The sequence below is a fragment of the Burkholderia sp. 10_S31 genome (genome assembly GCF_056930375.1).
Genome location: NZ_JBXOWK010000003.1, coordinates 2,868,188 through 2,888,280, shown reverse-complemented (window position 1 = coordinate 2,888,280; position 20,093 = coordinate 2,868,188). Strand labels below are relative to the sequence as shown.

Below are 20,093 nucleotides of genomic sequence, written 5' to 3'. Positions count from 1 at the left end.
CAGAAAATGAGTCAAACCTCAGTGGCAACTTCATCGATCAGACGCGACATTGAACGAGTCGCGGCGGATCTGGTACAGCAAGCCTCCGGGTTCCAGGCCGCGGTACTCGCCGACGTCGCCGGGCGCCGCGGTGCCTTGCACGGTCGTATCAAAGGGCTGTCGCGAACGATGAAGGTCGCAGGTCCCGCGGTGACGGTCGAGGTCCGTCCGGGTGACAATCTCGCGATCCATGCCGCGCTCGCGGTTGCGAAGCCCGGTGACGTCATCGTCGTCGACGGAAAAGGGGATCTCTCGTGCGCCCTGATCGGTGAAATCATGTCGACGCAGGCGAAGGCGACAGGCATCGCAGGCATCGTCATCGACGGTGCGGTGAGAGATTCTCACGAACTGGCCGGAGGTGACTTTCCGGTTTTTTCGGCGGGATTGAATCCCTGTGGGCCGACGAAGAGCATCGCCGGTCGCGTCAATTTTCCGATCTCGGCCGGTGGTGTAACGATCACCCCCGGTGATCTCGTGGTGGGGGATGCAGACGGTGTCGTGGTTATCCCGCGAGAGGATGTTGCGAATCTCCTCGAGCTCGCGCAACAGAAAGTCGACGCTGAAACCCGGCGAGTGGCCGCCATTCGTGGCGGGGATGTTCGGGCACCGTGGCTCGAGAAGGAGCTTCGCGCCGTCGGCATGCTCGCTGACGGAGAGAGCATCTAATAGGCGTAATGCCAGGACCATACGGATGAACGTTGTTCACGCCCCCCATCTTCCGGTTCGGCCCGAATGGCTCGCCCTGCACGATGAGCCGGTTCTCGAGCCCGACATTTCGATAGTCGATGCGCATCATCATTTGTGGGACCGGCACGGTAGTCAGTATCTCGCGCACGAGATGCTCGAGGACACGAAGATGGGGCACCGTATCGTCTCGACCGTCTATGTACAGTGCCGTTCCATGTTGCGCTCGTCGGGGCCGGAGGCGATGCGCACCGTTGGCGAGGTCGAGTTCGCCAACGGCGTGGCGGCGATGGCGGCAAGCGGCATATACGGAGCAACACTGCTTTGCGACGCGATTGTCGGGGGAGCGGATCTATCGATGGGCGCGAACGTGGCGCCCATACTCGAGGCCATGATCGAGGTGTCGGGCGGGCGACTGCGTGGGATCCGGAATCCGGTCGCCTGGCATGAAAGCGACGCGGTTCGATCCAGTCCTGCGACGCCACCGGCCGGCTTGATGTGCGATCCGACATTCCGGAGAGGCGTAGCGGAGCTGGGACGTTATGGCTTGTCGCTCGATGTATGGGCCTACCATTCGCAACTCGATGAGCTATACGAGCTCGCGGCCACGGTTCCGGGTGTGTCGATCGTGATCGACCACTTCGGTGGTCCAGTAGGCGTCGGTCCGTACGTGGGATGCACGACCGAAGTATACCGGGATTGGCGTCGAAGCATGGCTCGTCTTGCCGCACTGCCGAACGTCCATGTCAAGCTCGGCGGTGCCGGCATGCCGGTTTTCGGCTATCACTTTGCGGAGCATGCGATGCCTCCGGCATCGCTTCAACTTGCGGACGTATGGCGTCCGTACTTCGATACTTGTGTCGAGCTGTTTGGCGTAGATCGCTGCATGTTTGAAAGCAATTTTCCTGTCGACAAAGGGATGTTCAGCTACAAGGTGCTATGGAATGCTTTCAAACGACTCGCTGCGTCGGGGTCATGGGAAGAGAAGAACGCGCTCTTCAATTCTAGCGCGCGACGCGTTTACCGAATCGGGGAACCCGCGAAAAATTCTGAAAATCGGTGAGCCTCAATGAGGCGTAAACGAAGGACGGCTAACTCGTCGAAGCTTCGATTGGGTTGACACGCTCCGGCTCATCGAGCATCGATTGATCCATGATGGCGGGTCAGTTGCATGCGCGTAGCGGCCTTGCTGATTTTTTTTCCGGAGCGCACGGACGGCGCTGGGCCGTGCGGTCTCTAAATTTCGGTCGGAGCTGGTAAAGCAGCGGCATTGACTCGCCGATGCTGGTTGGTCGAGCAACACTCAATATTATTTGGAGATCTAAGTAAGATGAAAATGAAGATTGCGGCATTCGTCATTGCAAGCTCGTTCTTTGGCCTGGCTCATGCGCAGAGCAGCGTAACGCTGTATGGTATTGCCGATGTTGGTATCCTCTATACGAGCAACGTCAAGACCGCAAGCGGTGGCAAGGCGGCCTGGCAGATGGCGAGTGGCAACGAATCGGGTTCACGTTGGGGCCTGCTGGGTTCGGAGGATCTGGGGGGCGGTCTGAAGGCCATCTTCCGCCTCGAAAACGGTTTCAACATCAATAACGGCACGTTAGGCCAGGGCGGTCGGGAGTTTGGTCGACAGGCCTACGTCGGCCTGGCCAGCGACGCGTACGGGACGCTCACGATGGGACGTCAATACAATGCGATGCAGGATTTCCTGGCGCCACTCGACGTTGCATCGGTTCTCGCCCAGCTTGCCACCCACCCGGTCGACAACGACAACCTGAACAATACATACCGGACGGACAATGCGGTCAAATATGTGACACCGACCGTTGCCGGTATCCGGGGCGAAGCGATGTACGCATTTTCGAACGCAACCAACTTTGCAAATAATCGCGCGTACAGCGTCGGTGCCGCTTACAGCAACGGACCGTTGAATCTCGGTGCGGGTTACGCGCGTTCGCAGAGCCCCGGCACTATCGGTGGCGCCATCGTCGGAAATCCATCGTCGACCATAGCGTCGAATCCGTTGCTGGGTGCCTCCCGAGTGGATCAGTGGGGCGCGGGCGGCACATACGCGATCGGGGCGGTTACGGTGGGCCTGCTGTACACCGGCTCGCTGTACACCAACTCGACCAGCGCGTTGACTGCGTCGAACGGTACCATCCGCTTTCAGAACTACGAAGGCAGCATTCGCTATAAGTTGACGCCGGCGTTGATGTTGGCGCTGGGCGAGACATACACGAACGTACATCAATCAGGCGTGTCGGGCCACTATCTGCAGACCAGTGGTGGAGTGGATTATTTCCTGTCGAAACGCACTGACCTTTATCTGAATGCCTTCTATCAGAAGACGTCGAAGAATCTCAGCGCCAACATCGATGCCGCCGGCGGCATAGCCAGCGGCACGTCACAAACAGCGGTTGTGGCAGGCATTCGACACAAGTTCTAATTTGCCAAGCTATTGATATCTGGTCGGGCACGCAAGCCTGGCCAGATACGACGCGCAATATCTGATCCAGTGAGCCGAAGACCGAACAGCAGGAAGAGGCGCTGAACCTTTTCGATCAACTGGCCGACTCCGCCGAACTCAGCTTCGAAGTGCAGTTCGAGCCGCGCGATACGCAACTCCTGAATAATCACACCATCGTCCATTCGCGCATTTACTTCAAGGATTACGAAGAGAATGACCGAAAGCGCCATCTGCTGCGGCTGTGGCTTCGTAATGACGAACGTCCCTTTGCACCGGAGTTTGCCGAGCGCTTCGGTCCGGGCACGGCACGCATGGGCGTGCTGATTTTCGACCGCAGCGTGGCCACCTGTCTTTGCGGTTGATGACGGTCCTCAAAGAGCAGATTCCAGAGCAACTCTCGCCTAGCTGCTTCCTTGCTGCAATGACCATACGAGTTCTCGGCGCGACACCGGTCAACATGCACAAGGACGTGCGTCGACGTCGCGTTTCGCCAAAGTTTGAATGACGACAGGGTAGTACATAGTCGCGACTCTCCCGCGACAGGTTTGCCTCCTCGCGTTCAAATGGCGGATGCAGAGCTTCCATGGTTATTCCGTCAAGACCGCGCAGCGCGCGCCCGCAGGGCTTGGTCTTGACGGCCATCGAGGCAAATAATCAAGCAAGGGGTTGCGGGGCGGCCGCTCCGTCCCGCAACCCCTTGCGAACTCTGAACGCTTCGTCCTGAAACAAATAAAGGGCGGATCGGACTGCCCCCCTCCCTGGACGCTGGGAATCAGGATAAGCGTCCGTAACGGCGCGGAGACGCGGTCTACCATACGAAAGACATCGTCTTGCTTGGTCTGTGACAGATCATTCGGAATCCATCCAGACGTTGTTGGTCATCTCCCGGACTGTCCAAATCCTCCTGCAATGCACAATTTGACAATTGCATATGTCAATTGGCATATGTGCGTTTGATGTTGTCAATTGTGCAATTGCATCAAGCAATACACAATGAAAGATAAATATGCTGACATGAATGCCAATGCACTTCGTCTGATTGTCTCGTGAATGTGTTGAATTTGGTGAATTTCCAGCGTGTAATGTTCAAGGTGCTTCATTCAATTTGAAAACGGCATATTGCAAATTGCCTATTGCAATAGGCAAGTCGGAGCGAGGGTGGGCTGGTGACGAGGCAATCGGTCCGGACGAAGTTCGTCCGGACGACGCTCGTTATTGCAGATGTGGGCGGTGAGTGCCGTTCCGCACTTTCAGCATAAGGGGCTGACGAGGAAAGGATGGGCGCAGTTGGCGCTTGGGAAAGCGGGCTTGTTTAGCCGCGAGGCGTCGATCTAGCCGCTTCAATTTGAGTCGGTAGGCGGTAAACCGCCCATCGCTTCTCCACAGGCGTCTGAGGAGCTTCTGCAGCGTACGGTTTGAAAGGCTCATGGATGATTTCTCCGGCAAAAAGATCCCCTACGTCTGCCGACGGCAGAACATCAGGGAATTTCCGGAACTCCATTCAGCAGGTTTTAGAACGCTCCCAGAGCAGCCTTGACCGCCTTGATTCGTTCGATCTCGGCAAGCACTTGACCCAGCTCGGCTCGCGCTTGTTCGATTTCCTCGCAGAGGTCTTTGAGATCAGCCTGCGCCTCAAATTGTAGCTCTTCGTAGCGCGTCAAGCGGGCTTCTGCTTTGCTGACGGCCGAGTTAATGTCAGTCAGAGGCTTGGTTGCACCCTTGGCCTGCTCTCTAGCAGTTGTAATTTCGTTGCGCAGCCGCTCGGTCTCGGCGCGAATGACCTTGAGGCGATTTTTGTGGAGCGTGCACCTGAGTGCACCAAGTGCCGCACCAAAGGCGCAGCCGACGAGCAAGGTCTTCACAAATACGATGGTCCAAAAGAGCCCCTTTGAACCCGGCGAGTAGCCCTGGGCGAGCGCATTTCGCCCTGCCGCTGTGATGCCTGATGGGCACATCGGGACAAGAAAATCGCAGCCAGCGGCCACGGCCGCGTCTGTCCGGCGCGTCGCGATGTCCGTCTGAAGGCGGACTTCGAGTTCGGCAAGTTCGCTTTGTCGAGCATTTAGCTCGGCCTTGAGTTGTTTATTTTCAGCAATCAACCGTTCGGAATCGTCACAGCCGGACAGGACGAGCGCGATGACGATCAGCAGTGGGGCGGCTAGTCGATGAGCTGACATGTGAGTCTCCCCTCAATCCATTGAGGAACGTTGCTGACGCCGCTCCGGTGCCACCGACGCTGCTCGTCCTTTTTCCAGACAGCGAATTCCGCCCCGGGAGCGAATGCGGCAGTGTACCGGCGAATAATGGCCGGGCTGTCGCTAACAATTGCCAACTGATCGAATCGGGTACGTTCGTGGAGACCCCGGAGAGATGATGAGACGAACTGGTCGAGATGGCGGTCCCATTTGCCGGTTAACTCAATTTCAACCGCCATGCGCGTGCCGCCGGACAGCAGCCAGAGGACGTCCGGCTGTTTGATTCCCGCTTGGGATTGCTGTGCCATCTGACGTTCGGTCAAATAGCCTGTGATGACCCCCGCCTTCAAATTGCGTGCGGTAGCTGTTTGTGCGATCGCGTCGTGGCGCAGAAGGTCTTGCCTAATTCTGTAAGGATCGAGCTCATACGGTAGTAGTTCATCGACAACGCGCTCGACCTCCTGTTGGCCTAGGTGGGTGAGTGTAAGCATCCATTGCGGTACGCCTTTTATGTTTCCTGCCGATTCCGTACGGGTGCGGGCCAGCAGCCCGCGTTTGACGAGGCGTGACGCGAGCCCATTTGACAAATTGCCACTGAGCTGGTCGACGATGGCGATCGTTGACCAGCCCCATCGATAAACCCAGATGAGTGCCGCATGCATTTTTTCCTGACCACGAGCGCGAGGACTTTTGCCGGCCAATCGCTCGGCAAGTACCGCACGCGCGGCAGCTGTCTGATTTTGACTAGTCATTTCGGTAGACATATTGTTGGTTCTCCTGTTTTTCTACCAACAATGCGGTTCGACCGGAGTGCAGGGTTAATCGCAGACGAACTACGCGACCACTAGGTGGTCGCTGCGCCTTCCGTCGATCGACCGGCAAGGCGGCTTCGCCGTCGCCGCTGAACGCGGCGATTCCCTTGCCTGGCGGGCTGGACGCCCGCCTCGACCGCCTCCAGTTGCCTTCACGGCGCGGCTCGTTGGCCGCACCTCCAGCGGGGCGGCAGCGCCGCCCCTCGGGGGACCGCCGCGCGAAGCGCGGCTACCTGCCTTTGCAGGCTCCTCTACGCACGTTGTGCTCCGAGTCGGCCCTTCGGGCTCGGCTGGACGCCGACCGTCGCCGCCTTTGGGCGGCTTGCAAACGCAGGTAGCCGCGCTTCGCACGGCGGTCGGGGCTTCGCCCCCCATCCACCTGCCGGGCGCTGGGGCGCCCTCTGCCCGCTGGGGCGGGCAGCGGTAGACGGCTCCCCCCACGTCTGCCGGCGAGGCCGGCAGAGCTCCGGGCCGCCTGGCCCTACGCCCCGCTTCGCGGGCCCCCAAGTGGCGTGCCGCGCCTATCACGTTATTCGCCGTAAAGGAGTGTGGCTCGCGGTGTTTTACCCAGTACGGGGGGTATGCCATGTCATGGTTTAACAAAGACGTGAAAGTTGCGGATCGAATCCTTTGTGATGAGCCTCGGCTTTTCTTCTCACAAGTCGTGGTCATGGTGGGGCGTCCATTCATGGTTATGGTGGTGGTGCCATTCAGGGTGGTGGTGCGCCACGTCATCATGTGCATACGAATCGTCGGGCAGGTCTTGTGATTCCCACATCGATTGAGCCAGCAGCCATGCGATTGATCCGACGTTTGCTGGGTCAGTGTCCATCCGCGCCAGCCAAGCTTGCGATCCTGGGTCCGCTGGATCACCTTGTCTCGATATGTCCTCCCACATGTCTTCAAGGAAGCTATTCGCTTCGGTAGTCTCGGTCATATCAGCCGGGGCTGCGGGGAGTTCGTCTGGCTCGCTATTCACGGTGCGCGTGCAGCGCCAAACGATCACAAACATCGCAGTGAAAAACAGGATAAGAACTACCTGATCGATATTCATTCCGCTGTCCCCTTCATCGGTGCCGGATCGAAGGTGTTGGAGTTCGTGGGGATTGATGCATCAGGGAACAACTGCTTCACCTGCGCCTCAGTCGCATGGCCCTTCCGTGGCACGATCGCATCAGATGCGGTGCTGGCGCGCGCCGTGGCAGCGGCATTCAGTGCGCCGTCTGTATAGACGGATTGGTTCACGTTATCCATCGTTCCGATCAAGAAGCTCGTACCGACAGCATCGATGCCAACTGCCTGCAGGGCGGTTCCCACAACCGCCTTGGCAATACCATTGCTGGTGCCGTTTGGAACGCAGCCGTAGATCAGCAGGGGAAACACGATGGTCGCTATCAGGAGGCGGGTAGACGACTTCTTCATTTTCGACTCGCGTTTGTAGTGTGCATTACAGGCCGGGATGCATTCCGGCTAGCTGGTCTGCATGGGCATGCATCCGTGTGGCTGCATGCCCATGCTCGAGCCTTTCTCCGCCGTCCAGGAGCGTCAAGGACAAGCCCTGCGGGGCCGCTGTGCGGCTCCTTGACCCTCCTGGCCCGGCGGCTCGCTATGCTTCTTCGTGGGCCTCGTTCCAGAAATCGATGATTCCATCCACCGTCCACCTCGAGTTCGAGATCATCGACGCGCGCGCCTTTGAGGCGTATTCGTTGACCAAATCTTCGGCGAGGTCGGACATGCTCTCGCCGTCACTTCCGCAAACAGTCACGACTTTCCATCGACCAAACCGATTCCAATACTGAGCAATTGCGCTATCGAACTCAGGATGGTCGCCTCGAAAATTCGCATCGACCATGAACTCATCGCAATCGGGGAACGCGGCAAGCCCGATTTCGTCTGCCTCAAGTAGAACGATCTCCTTGTCGCTAAGTGAAGCGAGTTTTGCTTCGTATAGCTTCGTGAGTGCTTCGACCGTCTTCATGATTTCCTCCTGGGGGATAAATGCTCAAGCATTCACGCTGATATCTGCGAGCCACGCGAGGACGAGATCAGGGCGGCACTCGCAGATGGTTTCACTTGACGCTTCCGCCAGCGCTGCGGGTGTTTCCCCAACCTCGTCCTCGAGGATGTCGTCAATTTTCAGGCCGCAAGAGACCAACATTTCGCGACGCACATCATGGTGTGATGTGAGGTATTTGATGAACGCTTCAATTTCCCATCGCCGAAACTTCATAATTTGTATTCCTTATTTATAGGTGTGTAATCGATTTTTAATTGTTTGTCGGTTACCCCAGCTTTTCCGCTAGGTTTTCTGCGGCTAGGTGGGTGTATCGGCGCAACATATTCAGATTTTTATGCCCCGTGATGCTGGCAACCTCCATTGGATTCAATCCTTTTTCAAAAAGACGTGAGGCTGCCTCGTGACGAAGGTCATGCCAACGGAGATCAGGTATTCCCAGATTTTTCATGGTTTTCTTCCACGCACAGACCACCGCGTTTTGTGTGGTGCCCAAGACACGGCCGTCAATTGAGCGTGGCAGTCCGTTCAAGACGAAGATTGCTTTTTGAGATAAAGGCAGGACGGCGGGGACGACTTTATTCCCTGTGCCGCGAAACGCGGCTGGAATGGCGATCATGCGGCGGTCGAGGAAGACCCATTCCCAACGAAGCATAAAGAGCGCCCCTTGGCGCAGGGCGGTTTCCAGGGCCAAGTCAAATGCGGAGCAAACCCAAGGGTTACCACAAGCGGCGAGGGCCGCCGAGATCCGCTCATACTCGCCTGTGCGTAAGCGGCGGTCGCGCTCCCGGGAGCCGGAGGGCTTTTTGATGTTCTTGAGTGGGTTGGCGAGACCTTCCATGCCCCATTCCTTGCGGGCGGTCTCGAAGAGATGGGAAACGATCGCCAGCTCGAGTCGAATCGTGTTCTCCGCGCGGCCGGCGGCGCGGCGCCGGTCCCGATACTGGGCGAAGTCAGTTCCACGGAGATTGGCGAGAGAGTAGTGTCGTTCTGGCTGGCGCAACCAATGATCGATTCGATAGCGCTCCTGTCGCGGATGTCGCTTCAGTGAGGCGATTTCCCGCCAGTAACGGTCCAATGCCTCTGCGAGTGTCGTGCGTTCTGCTTCAGTACGGGACTGGAAAACGCCCCGATCCATCTCGCTTTCGTATAGACGTGCCCATGCCTCGGCTTCAACCTGGGTGTCGAACGTGCGGTATTGAGGGGGATACCCCTTGCGGATGATTTGGGCGCGCCAGAAGCGCCCGCGTTTGGTGATGCTCGCCACGACGGAACCTCCAGATGAAATCCGTGGGTCCAGTGTCGAGCTTTGGCAGCTTGCTGGCTAAAGCAAAGAAGTCGCCATGGAACTATGGCAATTTTTTGCCAAAGGCAACGAAGCCGCCTGATTCGCGCAAAACAAAAAGGGCCTAGCCGAAGCTAAGCCCTTGATGCTACTGCAGAATAATATGGTGGCGAATCAGGGATTCGAACCCCGGACCTGCGGATTATGATTCCGTCGCTCTAACCGACTGAGCTAATTCGCCGAAGACTTGAATTATGTAGATCTACCTCTTGGCTGTCAACACCTTTTTTCATCTTTCCTGAAAAAAGTGCCGGCGGCCCGCGCCAGCCCGGGTTGCAGGCGGGTGCTACCCGCCTGCCCGATCTCAATCCTGCGCGTAGATGTTCGAGTCCTTCGTCTCCTTGACGAACAGCAGGCCGATCACGAACGTGGCCAGTGCGATCACGATCGGATACCAGAGCCCCGAGTAGATGTTGCCCTTCGCCGCGACGATCGCGAACGCTGTCGCCGGCAGGAAGCCGCCGAACCAGCCGTTGCCGATGTGATAGGGCAGCGACATCGACGTGTAGCGGATCCGCGTCGGGAACATCTCGACCAGCATCGCGGCGATCGGGCCGTAGACCATCGTCACGTAGATCACGAGGATCGTCAGGATCACGATCGTCATCGGCCAGTTGAGCTGTGCCGGGTCGGCCTTCGCCGGGTAGCCGGCCGCCTTCAGCGTCGACGCGAGCGTCTTGTCGAATGCCGCGCCCTGCGCCTTCGCGTCGGCCGCCTTGCCGTCATAGGCTGCAATCACCGTGTCGCCGACCTTGATCTGCGCGGTCGTGCCGGCCGGTGCCGCGACGTTCTCGTAGTTCAGGCCGGCCTTCGCGAGCGCACCCTTTGCGATGTCGCACGAGTCGGTGAACTTCGACGTGCCGACCGGGTTGAACTGGAACGCGCAGGTGGCCGGATCGGCGATCACCGAGATCGGTGCCTTCTGCGTCGCGATCTCGAGCTGCGGGTTCGCGTAGTGCGTGAGCGCCTTGAACAGCGGGAAGTAGGTCAGTGCCGCGATCAGGCAGCCCGCGAGGATGATCGGCTTGCGGCCGATCTTGTCCGACAGCGAACCGAAGAACAGGAAGAACGGCGTGCCGATCAGCAGGGCGATCGCGATCAGGATGTTCGCGCTGGCACCGTCGACCTTCAGCGTCTGCGTGAGGAAGAACAGCGCGTAGAACTGGCCCGTGTACCACACGACGGCCTGGCCGGCGGTCAGGCCGACGAGCGCGAGGATCACGATCTTCAGGTTCTTCCACTGGCCGAATGCTTCGGTCAGCGGCGCCTTCGACGTCTTGCCTTCTGCCTTGATGCGCAGGAACACCGGCGATTCGTTCAACTGCATCCGGATCCACACCGACACCGCGAGCAGCAGGATCGACGCGACGAACGGCACGCGCCAGCCCCAGCTGCCGAACGCTTCCTCGCCGATGAAGGTGCGCACGCCGAGGATCACGAGCAGCGACAGGAACAGGCCGAGCGTCGCGGTCGTCTGGATCCACGCGGTGTAGAAGCCGCGACGGTTCGCCGGCGCATGCTCGGCGACGTAGGTCGCCGCGCCGCCGTACTCGCCGCCGAGCGCGAGGCCCTGCAGCAGTCGCATCGCGATGAAGATCACGGGTGCCGCGATGCCGATCGACGCGTAGCCGGGCAGGAAGCCGACCACGAAGGTCGAGATGCCCATGATCACGATCGTCACGAGGAACGTGTGCTTGCGGCCGACGAGGTCGCCGAGCCGGCCGAACACGATCGCGCCGAATGGCCGCACGGCGAAGCCGGCCGCGAAGCCGAGCAGCGTGAAGATGAAGGCGGCGGTCGGATTGACCCCGGAGAAGAAGCTCTTGCTGATGTAGGCCGCGAGTGAGCCGGCCAGGTAAAAGTCGTACCACTCGAACACGGTGCCCAGCGACGACGCGAAGATCACCTTCTTCTCTTCGCCCGTCATCGGCGCGTGCGAAATTTGCCCGCCTAACGTTGCCATGAATCGTCTCCAAGTCCCTTGATATAGATATGCGGCCGCCTTGGGTGGGCGGGCCTGTCGACGATTATTGGCAGGGAAACTTACGGCGCACTGACTCGCGGGCACAAAACGACTGCGCGTTAACCCGCGCCGAATCGGCCGCTTCGCGCCCCGATCGTGTCGCAAACGGGCGGTAAAGCGCCGGTTTCGATGCGATCGCGGGGCGGTACTCGGTATGGGCGCGCGCGTGTCAGGCGGGATCCGGGACGGCTTCCGACAGCGGCAGGCTGATGCGCACGAGCGTGCCGGCGAGGCGCGGCGCCTGCTGGTAGACATGATCGTCGAGCGTTAGCGTGCCGCCGTGCTGCGCGGCGATCTCGCGCACGATCGCGAGCCCGAGGCCGCTGCCGTCGCCTTCGCGGCCGAGGATCCGGTAGAAGCGCTCGACCACGCGGTCGCGCTCGGCGGGCGGGATGCCGGGCCCGGTGTCCTCGACCTCGAGATGCACGCGCCGCGCCGCACGCTCGGCCCGCACGCGCACGGTGATGCGGCCGCCTTCGGGTGTGTAGCGGATCGCGTTGTCGACCAGGTTGCCGAGCATCTCGCGCAGCATCACCGGATTGCCGTCGACGTCGAGCGGTGCGTCATCCTCCGGGCCTTCGTAGCCGAGGTCCATCCGCTTCGCGAGCGCGGCCTGCACCCAGTCGCGCACCGTGCGCCGTGCCAGCGCGGCGATCTCGACCGGCTCGAACGTCAGTCCGCTCGCGCGATTCTCGGCGCGCGCGAGCGCGAGCAGTTGCGTGACGAGCCGCGCGGCCTGCTCGGAACTCGTCGCGATCTGCTCGAGCGAGCGCTGCACGTCGGGTGGCACCGGGTGGCGCAACGCGAATTCGGCCTGCGTGCGCAGCCCCGCGAGCGGCGTCTTCATCTGGTGCGCGGCGTCGGCGATGAAGCGTTTCTGCAGTGCCATGTTCTGTTCGAGACGCGCGAGCAGGTCGTTGAACGACGTGACGAGCGGCTCGATCTCGGGCGGCGCGCGCTGCGCCTCGACGGGTGACAGGTCGTCGGGCCGCCGCGCGCGGATGTGCGCCTGCAGCGCGTTGAGCGGCGCGAGCCCGCGCGACAGCCCGAACCAGACGAGCAGGATCGCGAGCGGCAGGATCACGAACTGCGGCAGGATCACGCCCTTGATGATGTCGTTCGCGAGCGCGTTGCGCTTGTCGAGCGTCTCGCCGACCTGCACGAGCACGGGCTGCGTGCCGCTCGACTCCGGCAGCGCGACAGTCGTATACGCGACGCGCACGTCGTTGCCGCGCAGCAGGTCGTCGCGGAACACGACGACGCCCGGCGGTGGGCGGTCCTCGTCGCGCGGCAGCGGCATGTCGGCCTCGCCCGCGACCAGCTCGCCGCGCGTGCCGAGCACCTGGAAGTACACGCTGTCGATGTTGTCCGCGCGCAGGAAGTCGCGCGTCTGCTGCGGCAGCGTCAACTCGGCGACGCCATTGACCGGATGGATCTGCCGCGCGAGCACGTATGCGTTGGTCTCGAGGGCGCGATCGAACGGGCCGTTCGCGATCGTCTTCGCGACGAGATAGGTGACGGCGATGCTCATCGGCCACAGCAGCAGGAGCGGCGCGAGCATCCAGTCGAGGATTTCGCCGAACAGCGAGCGCGGGCGCGCGGCCTCGGGCGTGTCGGTTTCGTCGGGCGGCGCGAACGGGTTCTCGTAGCGCGCGTCGCGCGCGGCATCGGCGGCGGACGGCTGCTCGCCGGTCGGATGGCGGGAACGGGCCGGCGTGGCCATCGCGGCGACGGCCGTGTTCAGCGCAGTGGCGTGCCGGCCGCCGCGGGCTGGGGCGCGGCCGTGTCGGCCGGTGCCGCGGGCGCGACTTTCTCGAGGCAGTAGCCGAGGCCGCGCACGGTGGAAATCCGCACGCCGCTCGGCTCGATCTTCTTGCGCAGCCGGTGCACGTACACTTCGATCGCGTTGTTGCTGACTTCCTCGCCCCATTCGCACAGATGGTCGACGAGCTGCTCCTTCGACACGAGCCGGCCGATGCGCTGCAGCAGCACTTCGAGCAGACCGAGTTCGCGCGCGGACAGGTCGAGCACGCGATCGTTCGCATACGCGATGCGGCCGACCTGGTCGAACGCGAGCGAGCCGTGGCGCACGACGGTCGGGCCGCCGCCCGCGCCGCGCCGGGTCAGCGCGCGCACGCGTGCCTCGAGTTCGTTGAGTGCGAACGGCTTGGCCATGTAGTCGTCCGCGCCGAGGTCGAGCCCCTTCACGCGCTCGTCGACGCTGTCGGCGGCGGTCAGGATCAGCACGGGGAGATTGGAATTGCGCGCGCGCAGGCGCTTCAGCACGTCGAGCCCGGACATCTTGGGCAGTCCGAGATCGAGGATCAGCAGGTCGAAGGTCTGCATCGACAGCGCGGTATCGGCATCGACGCCGCTCTTCACGTGGTCGACCGCATAGCCCGATTGGCGGAGTGATCGGGTCAGGCCGTCCGCGAGTATGCTGTCGTCTTCGGCGATGAGAATTCGCATGTTGCTGACCGGTGGCCGGCGGGGCGTTCACGCCGGCGCGGCTGTCTCCGAAGTTATCCGTGTACAACGCAGCCTGCATTGCGGGCTTGCATAAAACACTGTTTTTTTATACAGTGTCTGCATTCGTGGGCGGCGCTTGAAAGCGGGCGCGCCTCTAACAGACGCTGCTCATCATAGCAAAGGACGATTCATGGAAGATAGCAAGAAGGGCTCCGGGATGACCGCCGAGAAGAGCAAGGCGCTGGCGGCCGCACTCGCGCAGATCGAGAAGCAGTTCGGCAAAGGATCGATCATGCGGATGGGCGACGGCGAAGCGACCGAAGACATCCAGGTTGTCTCCACGGGCTCGCTGGGTCTGGATATCGCACTTGGCGTCGGCGGCCTGCCGCGCGGCCGGGTGGTCGAGATCTACGGTCCGGAATCGTCCGGTAAAACCACGCTCACGCTGCAGGTCATCGCCGAACTGCAGAAGCTGGGCGGCACGGCAGCCTTCATCGACGCCGAGCACGCACTCGACGTTCAATATGCAGCGAAGCTCGGCGTGAATGTGCCGGAGCTGCTGATCTCGCAGCCGGACACCGGCGAGCAGGCGCTCGAAATCACCGATGCGCTGGTGCGCTCGGGCTCGATCGACATGATCGTGATCGACTCGGTCGCGGCACTCGTGCCGAAGGCTGAAATCGAAGGCGAGATGGGCGATTCGCTGCCGGGCCTGCAGGCTCGCCTGATGTCGCAGGCGCTGCGCAAGCTGACGGGCACGATCAAGCGCACGAACTGCCTCGTGATCTTCATCAACCAGATCCGGATGAAGATCGGCGTGATGTTCGGCAACCCGGAAACCACAACGGGCGGCAACGCGCTCAAGTTCTACTCGTCGGTGCGTCTGGATATCCGCCGGATCGGCTCGATCAAGAAGAACGACGAGGTGATCGGCAACGAAACCCGCGTGAAGGTCGTCAAGAACAAGGTGTCGCCGCCGTTCCGCGAAGCGATCTTCGACATCCTGTATGGCGAAGGCATTTCGCGTCAGGGCGAGATCATCGATCTCGGCGTGCAGGCGAAGATCGTCGACAAGGCAGGCGCCTGGTACAGCTACAACGGCGAGAAGATCGGTCAGGGCAAGGACAACGCGCGTGAATTCCTGCGCGAGAATCCGGAAATCGCCCGCGAGATCGAGAACCGCATTCGTGAGTCGCTTGGCGTCGCTGCGATGCCCGATGGCGCAGGCAACGAAGCCGAGGCGATGGACGAAGAAGAGTGATGGTCGGGCGCCGAGGTCAGGCTGGCGAACCGGAACCGAGCGACGCGCCCGAAACGGCGGGTCGCTCCGGCCGGCGAGCCGAATCCTCGGGGGCCGACCGGCGGGGCGCGGGCAGTCATGCCGCGAACCGCACCGCGACGAGGGCATCCGACGATGCCCTCGTTTCGTTTGAGATTACCGTGCCGGTCGATCCGTTCGACGACGACGAATCGTTCGACGCGCATGACCGGTCGAGTCGTCACGTGTCCGGTGTCAGCTTCCCGGGCGAGCGCGCGGCCGATGCGGCTGCGCCGGTCAAGGAAGATGTGTATACGCGCAGCAGCCAGCATCCACGCCGCCCGCGCCGCGCATCCGGCAGCGCTGCCGGCGCGGCTTCCGGCAACGAGGCACCCACCGAGCGCAAATCGTCGAAACCGCCGCGTTCGCTGAAGGGCCGCGCGCTCGGCTACCTGTCCCGGCGCGAATACAGCCGCGCCGAACTCGCGCGCAAGCTCGCGCCGTACGTCGGCGAGGACGAATCGGTCGAACCGGTGCTCGATGCGCTGGAGAAGGAGGGCTGGCTGTCCGATGCGCGCTTTGCCGAAAGCCTCGTGCATCGCCGCGCGTCGCGTGTCGGCGTCGCACGCATCGTCAGTGAACTGAAGCGCCATGCGGTCGGCGACAGTCTCGTCGAGGAAGTGAATGCACAATTGCGCGAGACCGAGTTGACACGTGCACAGGCCGTCTGGCGCAAGAAATTCGGTGCACTGCCGCAAACGCCGGCCGAGCGCGCGAAGCAGGCGCGCTTTCTCGCCGCGCGCGGCTTTTCGAGCGCGACCATCGTGAAATTGCTGAAGGTCGGCGACGATTTCCCGATCGACGACTGACGGGTTCGGTCGCGCGCTGCGCGCGATTTTGCTGCAATGCAACCGTTTCCGGACAGGCGGGAATACCCGCCTTCGCGGCCGAATGCCTCAAATACCCAATATGCTAAAATCCATGGGTTTTCCTCTTCGGCCTCAACCTCCAGCATGCCGCTATCCGAGCCCGTGCCCCGTCAGTTGCGACATCGACGCGCAATCCGAGCGGAAGCCTACGAGCGCGGCGACGGCTTGTGGGACATCGAAGCCTGCCTGACCGATCACAAGCCGCGCGACGTCGCGCTTGCGTCGGGCATCCGGCCCCAGGGCCTGCCGATCCACGAACTCTGGCTGCGCGTGACTATCGATCGTGACCTCAATGTCGTCGACGCCGAAGCGTCGTCGGAATGGGTTCCTTATCCCGGTCACTGTCAATCCGCCACTCCCGCCTATCGGGCCCTCATCGGGCTCAACCTCTTCCGCAATTTCCGCCGCAACGCGAACCGGCTGCTCGCCGGCGTCGCAGGCTGCTCCCATCTCACCGAACTATGCGCCGTGCTGCCGACGGCAGCGATCCAGGCGTTCGCCGGTGACGTGTGGAACGTGCGCGAGGAGGGCGGCGAAGGGCCGGATCACGACGGCGTGCACGCCGAACCGCCTTTCCAGCTCGGCCGCTGCCGGGCGCTGCGGTTCGACGGCGAGGTGGTTCGGCAGTACTACCCGCGCTGGTATGGCCCGATTCGGCCGGATATGCCCGGTGAAGGCAGCACGAAGGAATGAACGGAAATCATTCGAAGAAGCGTCCTAAGCGACATTTCATCCAACTCTCAGACTGAAGGGAATCACGCATGAAGATTCACGAGTACCAGGGTAAGGAAATCCTGCGGAAATTCGGAGTCGCGGTACCGCGCGGCAAGCCGGCGTTCTCGGTTGACGAGGCCGTCAAGGTGGCAGAAGAGCTCGGCGGCCCGGTTTGGGTCGTGAAGGCTCAGATTCACGCGGGTGGCCGTGGCAAGGGCGGCGGCGTGAAGGTGGCGAAGTCGATCGAGCAGGTTCGCGAATACGCGAGCCAGATCCTCGGCATGCAGCTCGTCACGCACCAGACCGGTCCGGAAGGCCAGAAGGTCAACCGTCTGATGATCGAAGAAGGCGCCGACATCAAGCAGGAACTGTATGTCAGCCTCGTCGTCGATCGCGTGTCGCAAAAGATCGTTCTGATGGGTTCGAGCGAAGGCGGCATGGACATCGAAGAAGTTGCCGAAAAGCACCCGGAACTGATCCACAAGGTCATCGTCGAGCCGTCGACGGGCCTGCTCGACGCCCAGGCCGACGACCTCGCCGCGAAGATCGGCGTGCCGGCTGCGTCGATTCCGCAAGCGCGCGCGATCCTGCAAGGCCTGTACAAGGCATTCTGGGAAACCGACGCGTCGCTGGCTGAAATCAACCCGCTGAACGTTTCCGGCGACGGCAAGGTCATCGCACTCGACGCGAAGTTCAACTTCGACTCGAACGCGCTGTTCCGCCACCCGGAAATCGTCGCGTACCGCGATCTGGACGAAGAAGATCCGGCTGAAATCGAAGCGTCGAAGTTCGATCTCGCGTACATCTCGCTCGACGGCAACATCGGCTGTCTCGTGAACGGCGCAGGCCTCGCGATGGCGACGATGGACACGATCAAGCTGTTCGGCGGCGAGCCGGCGAACTTCCTGGACGTCGGCGGCGGCGCGACGACCGAGAAGGTCACCGAAGCGTTCAAGCTGATGCTGAAGAACCCGGATCTGAAGGCGATCCTCGTGAACATCTTCGGCGGCATCATGCGCTGCGACGTGATCGCGGAAGGCGTGATCGCCGGTTCGAAGGCCGTGAACCTGAACGTGCCGCTCGTCGTGCGCATGAAGGGCACGAACGAGGACCTCGGCAAGAAGATGCTGGCCGATTCGGGCCTGCCGATCATCTCGGCGGACAGCATGGAAGAAGCTGCGCAGAAGGTCGTCGCGGCTGCCGAAGGCAAGTAAAGAAGCGCCCCCAGACCTGGCGCTACGCGCCAGGCCCCTCGGGGGAGTCAAGAAAACTTGGGGCGGCCCGGCGTTTTCTTGGCGCGCTCAACGAACACGCATGGCGGCGCGGTTAGCTCGCGACGCCAATCGAACAGAGGTCAAAATACATGTCGATTCTGATCAACAAGGACACGAAGGTCATCACGCAGGGCATTACCGGCAAAACCGGTCAGTTCCATACGCGCGCCTGCCGTGAATACGCAAACGGCCGCGAAGCATTCGTCGCGGGCGTGAACCCGAAGAAGGCCGGCGAAGATTTCGAAGGCATTCCGATCTACGCGAGCGTCAAGGAAGCGAAGGAAGAAACCGGCGCGACCGTGTCGGTCATCTACGTTCCGCCGGCAGGCGCAGCCGCTGCGATCTGGGAAGCGGTCGAAGCCGACCTGGATCTCGCGATCTGCATCACGGAAGGCATCCCTGTCCGCGACATGATCGAAGTGAAGGACCGTATGCGTCGCGAAGGCCGCAAGACGCTGCTGCTCGGGCCGAACTGCCCGGGCACGATCACGCCGGACGAACTGAAGATCGGCATCATGCCGGGTCACATCCACCGCAAGGGCCGCATCGGCGTCGTGTCGCGTTCGGGCACGCTGACGTATGAAGCCGTTGCGCAGCTGACGGCACTGGGCCTCGGCCAGTCGTCGGCAGTCGGTATCGGCGGCGACCCGATCAACGGTCTGAAGCACATCGACGTGATGAAGATGTTCAACGACGATCCGGATACGGACGCGGTCGTGATGATCGGCGAAATCGGCGGTCCGGATGAAGCCAACGCCGCTCAGTGGATCAAGGACAACATGAAGAAGCCGGTCGTCGGCTTCATCGCGGGCGTCACGGCGCCCCCGGGCAAGCGCATGGGCCACGCCGGCGCGCTGATCTCGGGCGGTGCGGATACGGCCGAAGCGAAGCTGGAAATCATGGAAGCGTGCGGCATCACCGTCACGCGCAACCCGTCGGAAATGGGTCGCCTCCTGAAGAAGGCGCTGTAATTTCCGCGTGGTTCGTCCTGCAAAAAACGCCGGCTCTGCCGGCGTTTTTTGTTATGCTCGCGCAATGAATTTGTAAGCCCCGGGCATGCGCGATGCATGCGCCGGCGATGAACCGGGTCGCCTGTCAGACAGTCGTTGCCCCGCACCTACCTATATTCCTCATGCTTGAATTCCTGACGTCGCTGCACTGGGGCGCCGTGTTCCAGATCGTCATCATCGACATCCTGCTCGGCGGCGACAACGCCGTCGTGATCGCGCTCGCGTGCCGCAACCTGCCGGCCAACCAGCGGCTGCGCGGCGTCGTGTGGGGCACGGCCGGCGCGATCCTGCTGCGGGTTGCGCTGATCGCGTTCGCGGTCGTGCTGCTCGACGTGCCGTTCCTGAAATTCGGCGGCGGCCTGCTGCTGCTGTGGATCGGCATCAAGCTGATGGCGCCGGATGCCGACGCGCACGACAACGTGAAGCCTGCCGACCGGCTGTGGGACGCGGTGAAGACGATCGTGATCGCCGACGCCGTGATGAGCCTCGACAACGTGATCGCGATTGCCGGCGCGGCCGAGCAGGCCGATCCGTCGCACCGGCTGGCGCTCGTGATCTTCGGGCTCGTCGTCAGCGTGCCGATCATCGTGTGGGGCAGCACGCTGGTGCTGAAGCTGCTCGACCGATTCCCGATCGTCGTCGCGTTGGGCGCCGGGCTGCTCGGCTGGATCGCCGGCGGACTGATGGTGCACGACCCGGTCGGCGATCGCTGGCCGGTGCTCGATACGTCGGCCGCGATCTATGGCGCGAGCATCGCCGGCGCGCTGCTCGTCGTTGCCGCCGGATACGCGCTCCGGCGCCGCCGCAGCGTTCCGCACGCGCATTGACGTTGGCCGTCCGGCCGACTGCCGGGGCCGCGG

The 20,093-nt window shown here is 61.8% G+C and carries 19 protein-coding genes, 1 tRNA gene and 1 pseudogene; 10 read left to right on the top strand and 11 right to left on the bottom strand.

The window, feature by feature from the left end:
• Window positions 1–6: 6 nt before the first annotated feature.
• The 4 genes and pseudogenes from AC1Z3W_RS33610 to AC1Z3W_RS33595 all read left to right on the top strand — a co-directional run.
• Entirely contained in the window at window positions 7–705 is a 699-nt protein-coding gene (locus tag AC1Z3W_RS33610) for an RraA family protein (RefSeq protein WP_483509353.1), read from the top strand.
• Window positions 706–730: 25 nt separating this feature from the next.
• Window positions 731–1,786 carry an amidohydrolase family protein gene (locus AC1Z3W_RS33605; protein WP_483509352.1) on the top strand — a complete coding sequence of 352 codons (1,056 nt, stop codon included), beginning with the start codon at window positions 731–733 and terminating at the stop codon, window positions 1,784–1,786.
• Between the two features lie 267 nt (window positions 1,787–2,053).
• Window positions 2,054–3,169 (top strand): porin, encoded by a 1,116-nt coding sequence (locus tag AC1Z3W_RS33600; protein WP_483509351.1) that lies wholly within the window; start codon window positions 2,054–2,056, stop codon window positions 3,167–3,169.
• Window positions 3,170–3,258: 89 nt separating this feature from the next.
• Window positions 3,259–3,552 (top strand): annotated as a pseudogene (locus AC1Z3W_RS33595) (TauD/TfdA family dioxygenase); the annotation flags it as partial.
• Window positions 3,553–4,701: 1,149 nt separating this feature from the next.
• Here the strand turns inward: AC1Z3W_RS33595 and AC1Z3W_RS33590 are convergent.
• From AC1Z3W_RS33590 to AC1Z3W_RS33540, 11 genes are all read right to left on the bottom strand, one after another.
• A complete protein-coding gene (locus AC1Z3W_RS33590; protein WP_483509350.1) occupies window positions 4,702–5,367 on the bottom strand; it encodes a hypothetical protein in 666 nt (221 codons plus the stop codon).
• A complete protein-coding gene (locus tag AC1Z3W_RS33585; RefSeq protein WP_483509349.1) occupies window positions 5,349–6,149 on the bottom strand; it encodes a hypothetical protein in 801 nt (266 codons plus the stop codon). The genes AC1Z3W_RS33590 and AC1Z3W_RS33585 overlap by 19 nt, the downstream gene beginning before the upstream one ends.
• Window positions 6,150–6,852: 703 nt before the next feature.
• Window positions 6,853–7,251, bottom strand: a complete 399-nt coding sequence (locus AC1Z3W_RS33580; protein ID WP_483509348.1) for a hypothetical protein — start codon at window positions 7,249–7,251, stop codon at window positions 6,853–6,855.
• A complete protein-coding gene (locus AC1Z3W_RS33575; protein WP_483509347.1) occupies window positions 7,248–7,619 on the bottom strand; it encodes a hypothetical protein in 372 nt (123 codons plus the stop codon). The genes AC1Z3W_RS33580 and AC1Z3W_RS33575 overlap by 4 nt, the downstream gene beginning before the upstream one ends.
• Window positions 7,620–7,803: 184 nt before the next feature.
• Window positions 7,804–8,175 (bottom strand): hypothetical protein, encoded by a 372-nt coding sequence (locus AC1Z3W_RS33570; protein WP_483509346.1) that lies wholly within the window; start codon window positions 8,173–8,175, stop codon window positions 7,804–7,806.
• Between the two features lie 24 nt (window positions 8,176–8,199).
• Window positions 8,200–8,427, bottom strand: coding sequence for a hypothetical protein (locus tag AC1Z3W_RS33565; RefSeq protein ID WP_483509345.1), 228 nt, complete (start codon window positions 8,425–8,427; stop codon window positions 8,200–8,202).
• Window positions 8,428–8,479: 52 nt separating this feature from the next.
• Window positions 8,480–9,478: a site-specific integrase gene (locus AC1Z3W_RS33560; protein ID WP_483509344.1), complete on the bottom strand. Its 999-nt coding sequence runs from the start codon at window positions 9,476–9,478 to the stop codon at window positions 8,480–8,482.
• Window positions 9,479–9,660: 182 nt separating this feature from the next.
• A tRNA-Met gene (locus AC1Z3W_RS33555) sits at window positions 9,661–9,737 on the bottom strand.
• Window positions 9,738–9,860: 123 nt separating this feature from the next.
• Window positions 9,861–11,519 (bottom strand): MFS transporter, encoded by a 1,659-nt coding sequence (locus AC1Z3W_RS33550; RefSeq protein WP_057926646.1) that lies wholly within the window; start codon window positions 11,517–11,519, stop codon window positions 9,861–9,863.
• A gap of 229 nt (window positions 11,520–11,748) precedes the next feature.
• On the bottom strand, window positions 11,749–13,302 hold the full coding sequence (locus AC1Z3W_RS33545; protein WP_057926647.1) for a sensor histidine kinase: 1,554 nt from the start codon (window positions 13,300–13,302) through the stop codon (window positions 11,749–11,751).
• A gap of 17 nt (window positions 13,303–13,319) precedes the next feature.
• The gene (locus AC1Z3W_RS33540) at window positions 13,320–14,048 is read right to left on the bottom strand and encodes a response regulator transcription factor (RefSeq protein WP_057926648.1); all 729 of its coding nucleotides are present in this window, start codon (window positions 14,046–14,048) and stop codon (window positions 13,320–13,322) included.
• A gap of 190 nt (window positions 14,049–14,238) precedes the next feature.
• Here AC1Z3W_RS33540 and recA point away from each other — a divergent pair, with 190 nt between their 5' ends.
• The 6 genes from recA (at window position 14,239) to AC1Z3W_RS33510 (ending at window position 20,060) form a co-directional block, all read left to right on the top strand.
• On the top strand, window positions 14,239–15,309 hold the full coding sequence (gene recA / locus AC1Z3W_RS33535; protein WP_057926649.1) for a recombinase RecA: 1,071 nt from the start codon (window positions 14,239–14,241) through the stop codon (window positions 15,307–15,309).
• Entirely contained in the window at window positions 15,309–16,175 is an 867-nt protein-coding gene (gene recX, locus AC1Z3W_RS33530; RefSeq protein ID WP_483509343.1) for a recombination regulator RecX, read from the top strand. The genes recA and recX overlap by 1 nt, the downstream gene beginning before the upstream one ends.
• A 144-nt stretch (window positions 16,176–16,319) precedes the next feature.
• Entirely contained in the window at window positions 16,320–16,928 is a 609-nt protein-coding gene (locus tag AC1Z3W_RS33525) for a DUF2889 domain-containing protein (protein ID WP_057926651.1), read from the top strand.
• A 68-nt stretch (window positions 16,929–16,996) separates the two neighbouring features.
• Window positions 16,997–18,163, top strand: coding sequence for an ADP-forming succinate--CoA ligase subunit beta (sucC, locus tag AC1Z3W_RS33520; protein ID WP_057926652.1), 1,167 nt, complete (start codon window positions 16,997–16,999; stop codon window positions 18,161–18,163).
• 149 nt (window positions 18,164–18,312) lie between these two features.
• Window positions 18,313–19,194 carry a succinate--CoA ligase subunit alpha gene (sucD, locus tag AC1Z3W_RS33515; RefSeq protein ID WP_042586225.1) on the top strand — a complete coding sequence of 294 codons (882 nt, stop codon included), beginning with the start codon at window positions 18,313–18,315 and terminating at the stop codon, window positions 19,192–19,194.
• A 161-nt stretch (window positions 19,195–19,355) separates the two neighbouring features.
• Entirely contained in the window at window positions 19,356–20,060 is a 705-nt protein-coding gene (locus AC1Z3W_RS33510) for a TerC family protein (protein ID WP_057926653.1), read from the top strand.
• Window positions 20,061–20,093: the final 33 nt, after the last annotated feature.

Excerpts from the sequence above, each read along its gene's own strand:
- AC1Z3W_RS33610 (WP_483509353.1), top strand. The coding sequence starts at position 7 with ATGAGTCAAACCTCAGTGGCAACTTCATCGATCAGACGCGACATTGAA.
- AC1Z3W_RS33605 (WP_483509352.1), top strand. The coding sequence starts at position 731 with ATGAACGTTGTTCACGCCCCCCATCTTCCGGTTCGGCCCGAATGGCTC.
- AC1Z3W_RS33600 (WP_483509351.1), top strand. The coding sequence starts at position 2,054 with ATGAAAATGAAGATTGCGGCATTCGTCATTGCAAGCTCGTTCTTTGGC.
- AC1Z3W_RS33590 (WP_483509350.1), bottom strand. The coding sequence starts at position 5,367 with ATGTCAGCTCATCGACTAGCCGCCCCACTGCTGATCGTCATCGCGCTC.
- AC1Z3W_RS33585 (WP_483509349.1), bottom strand. The coding sequence starts at position 6,149 with ATGTCTACCGAAATGACTAGTCAAAATCAGACAGCTGCCGCGCGTGCG.
- AC1Z3W_RS33580 (WP_483509348.1), bottom strand. The coding sequence starts at position 7,251 with ATGAATATCGATCAGGTAGTTCTTATCCTGTTTTTCACTGCGATGTTT.
- AC1Z3W_RS33575 (WP_483509347.1), bottom strand. The coding sequence starts at position 7,619 with ATGAAGAAGTCGTCTACCCGCCTCCTGATAGCGACCATCGTGTTTCCC.
- AC1Z3W_RS33570 (WP_483509346.1), bottom strand. The coding sequence starts at position 8,175 with ATGAAGACGGTCGAAGCACTCACGAAGCTATACGAAGCAAAACTCGCT.
- AC1Z3W_RS33565 (WP_483509345.1), bottom strand. The coding sequence starts at position 8,427 with ATGAAGTTTCGGCGATGGGAAATTGAAGCGTTCATCAAATACCTCACA.
- AC1Z3W_RS33550 (WP_057926646.1), bottom strand. The coding sequence starts at position 11,519 with ATGGCAACGTTAGGCGGGCAAATTTCGCACGCGCCGATGACGGGCGAA.
- AC1Z3W_RS33545 (WP_057926647.1), bottom strand. The coding sequence starts at position 13,302 with ATGGCCACGCCGGCCCGTTCCCGCCATCCGACCGGCGAGCAGCCGTCC.
- AC1Z3W_RS33540 (WP_057926648.1), bottom strand. The coding sequence starts at position 14,048 with ATGCGAATTCTCATCGCCGAAGACGACAGCATACTCGCGGACGGCCTG.
- recA (WP_057926649.1), top strand. The coding sequence starts at position 14,239 with ATGGAAGATAGCAAGAAGGGCTCCGGGATGACCGCCGAGAAGAGCAAG.
- recX (WP_483509343.1), top strand. The coding sequence starts at position 15,309 with ATGGTCGGGCGCCGAGGTCAGGCTGGCGAACCGGAACCGAGCGACGCG.
- AC1Z3W_RS33525 (WP_057926651.1), top strand. The coding sequence starts at position 16,320 with ATGCCGCTATCCGAGCCCGTGCCCCGTCAGTTGCGACATCGACGCGCA.
- sucC (WP_057926652.1), top strand. The coding sequence starts at position 16,997 with ATGAAGATTCACGAGTACCAGGGTAAGGAAATCCTGCGGAAATTCGGA.
- sucD (WP_042586225.1), top strand. The coding sequence starts at position 18,313 with ATGTCGATTCTGATCAACAAGGACACGAAGGTCATCACGCAGGGCATT.
- AC1Z3W_RS33510 (WP_057926653.1), top strand. The coding sequence starts at position 19,356 with ATGCTTGAATTCCTGACGTCGCTGCACTGGGGCGCCGTGTTCCAGATC.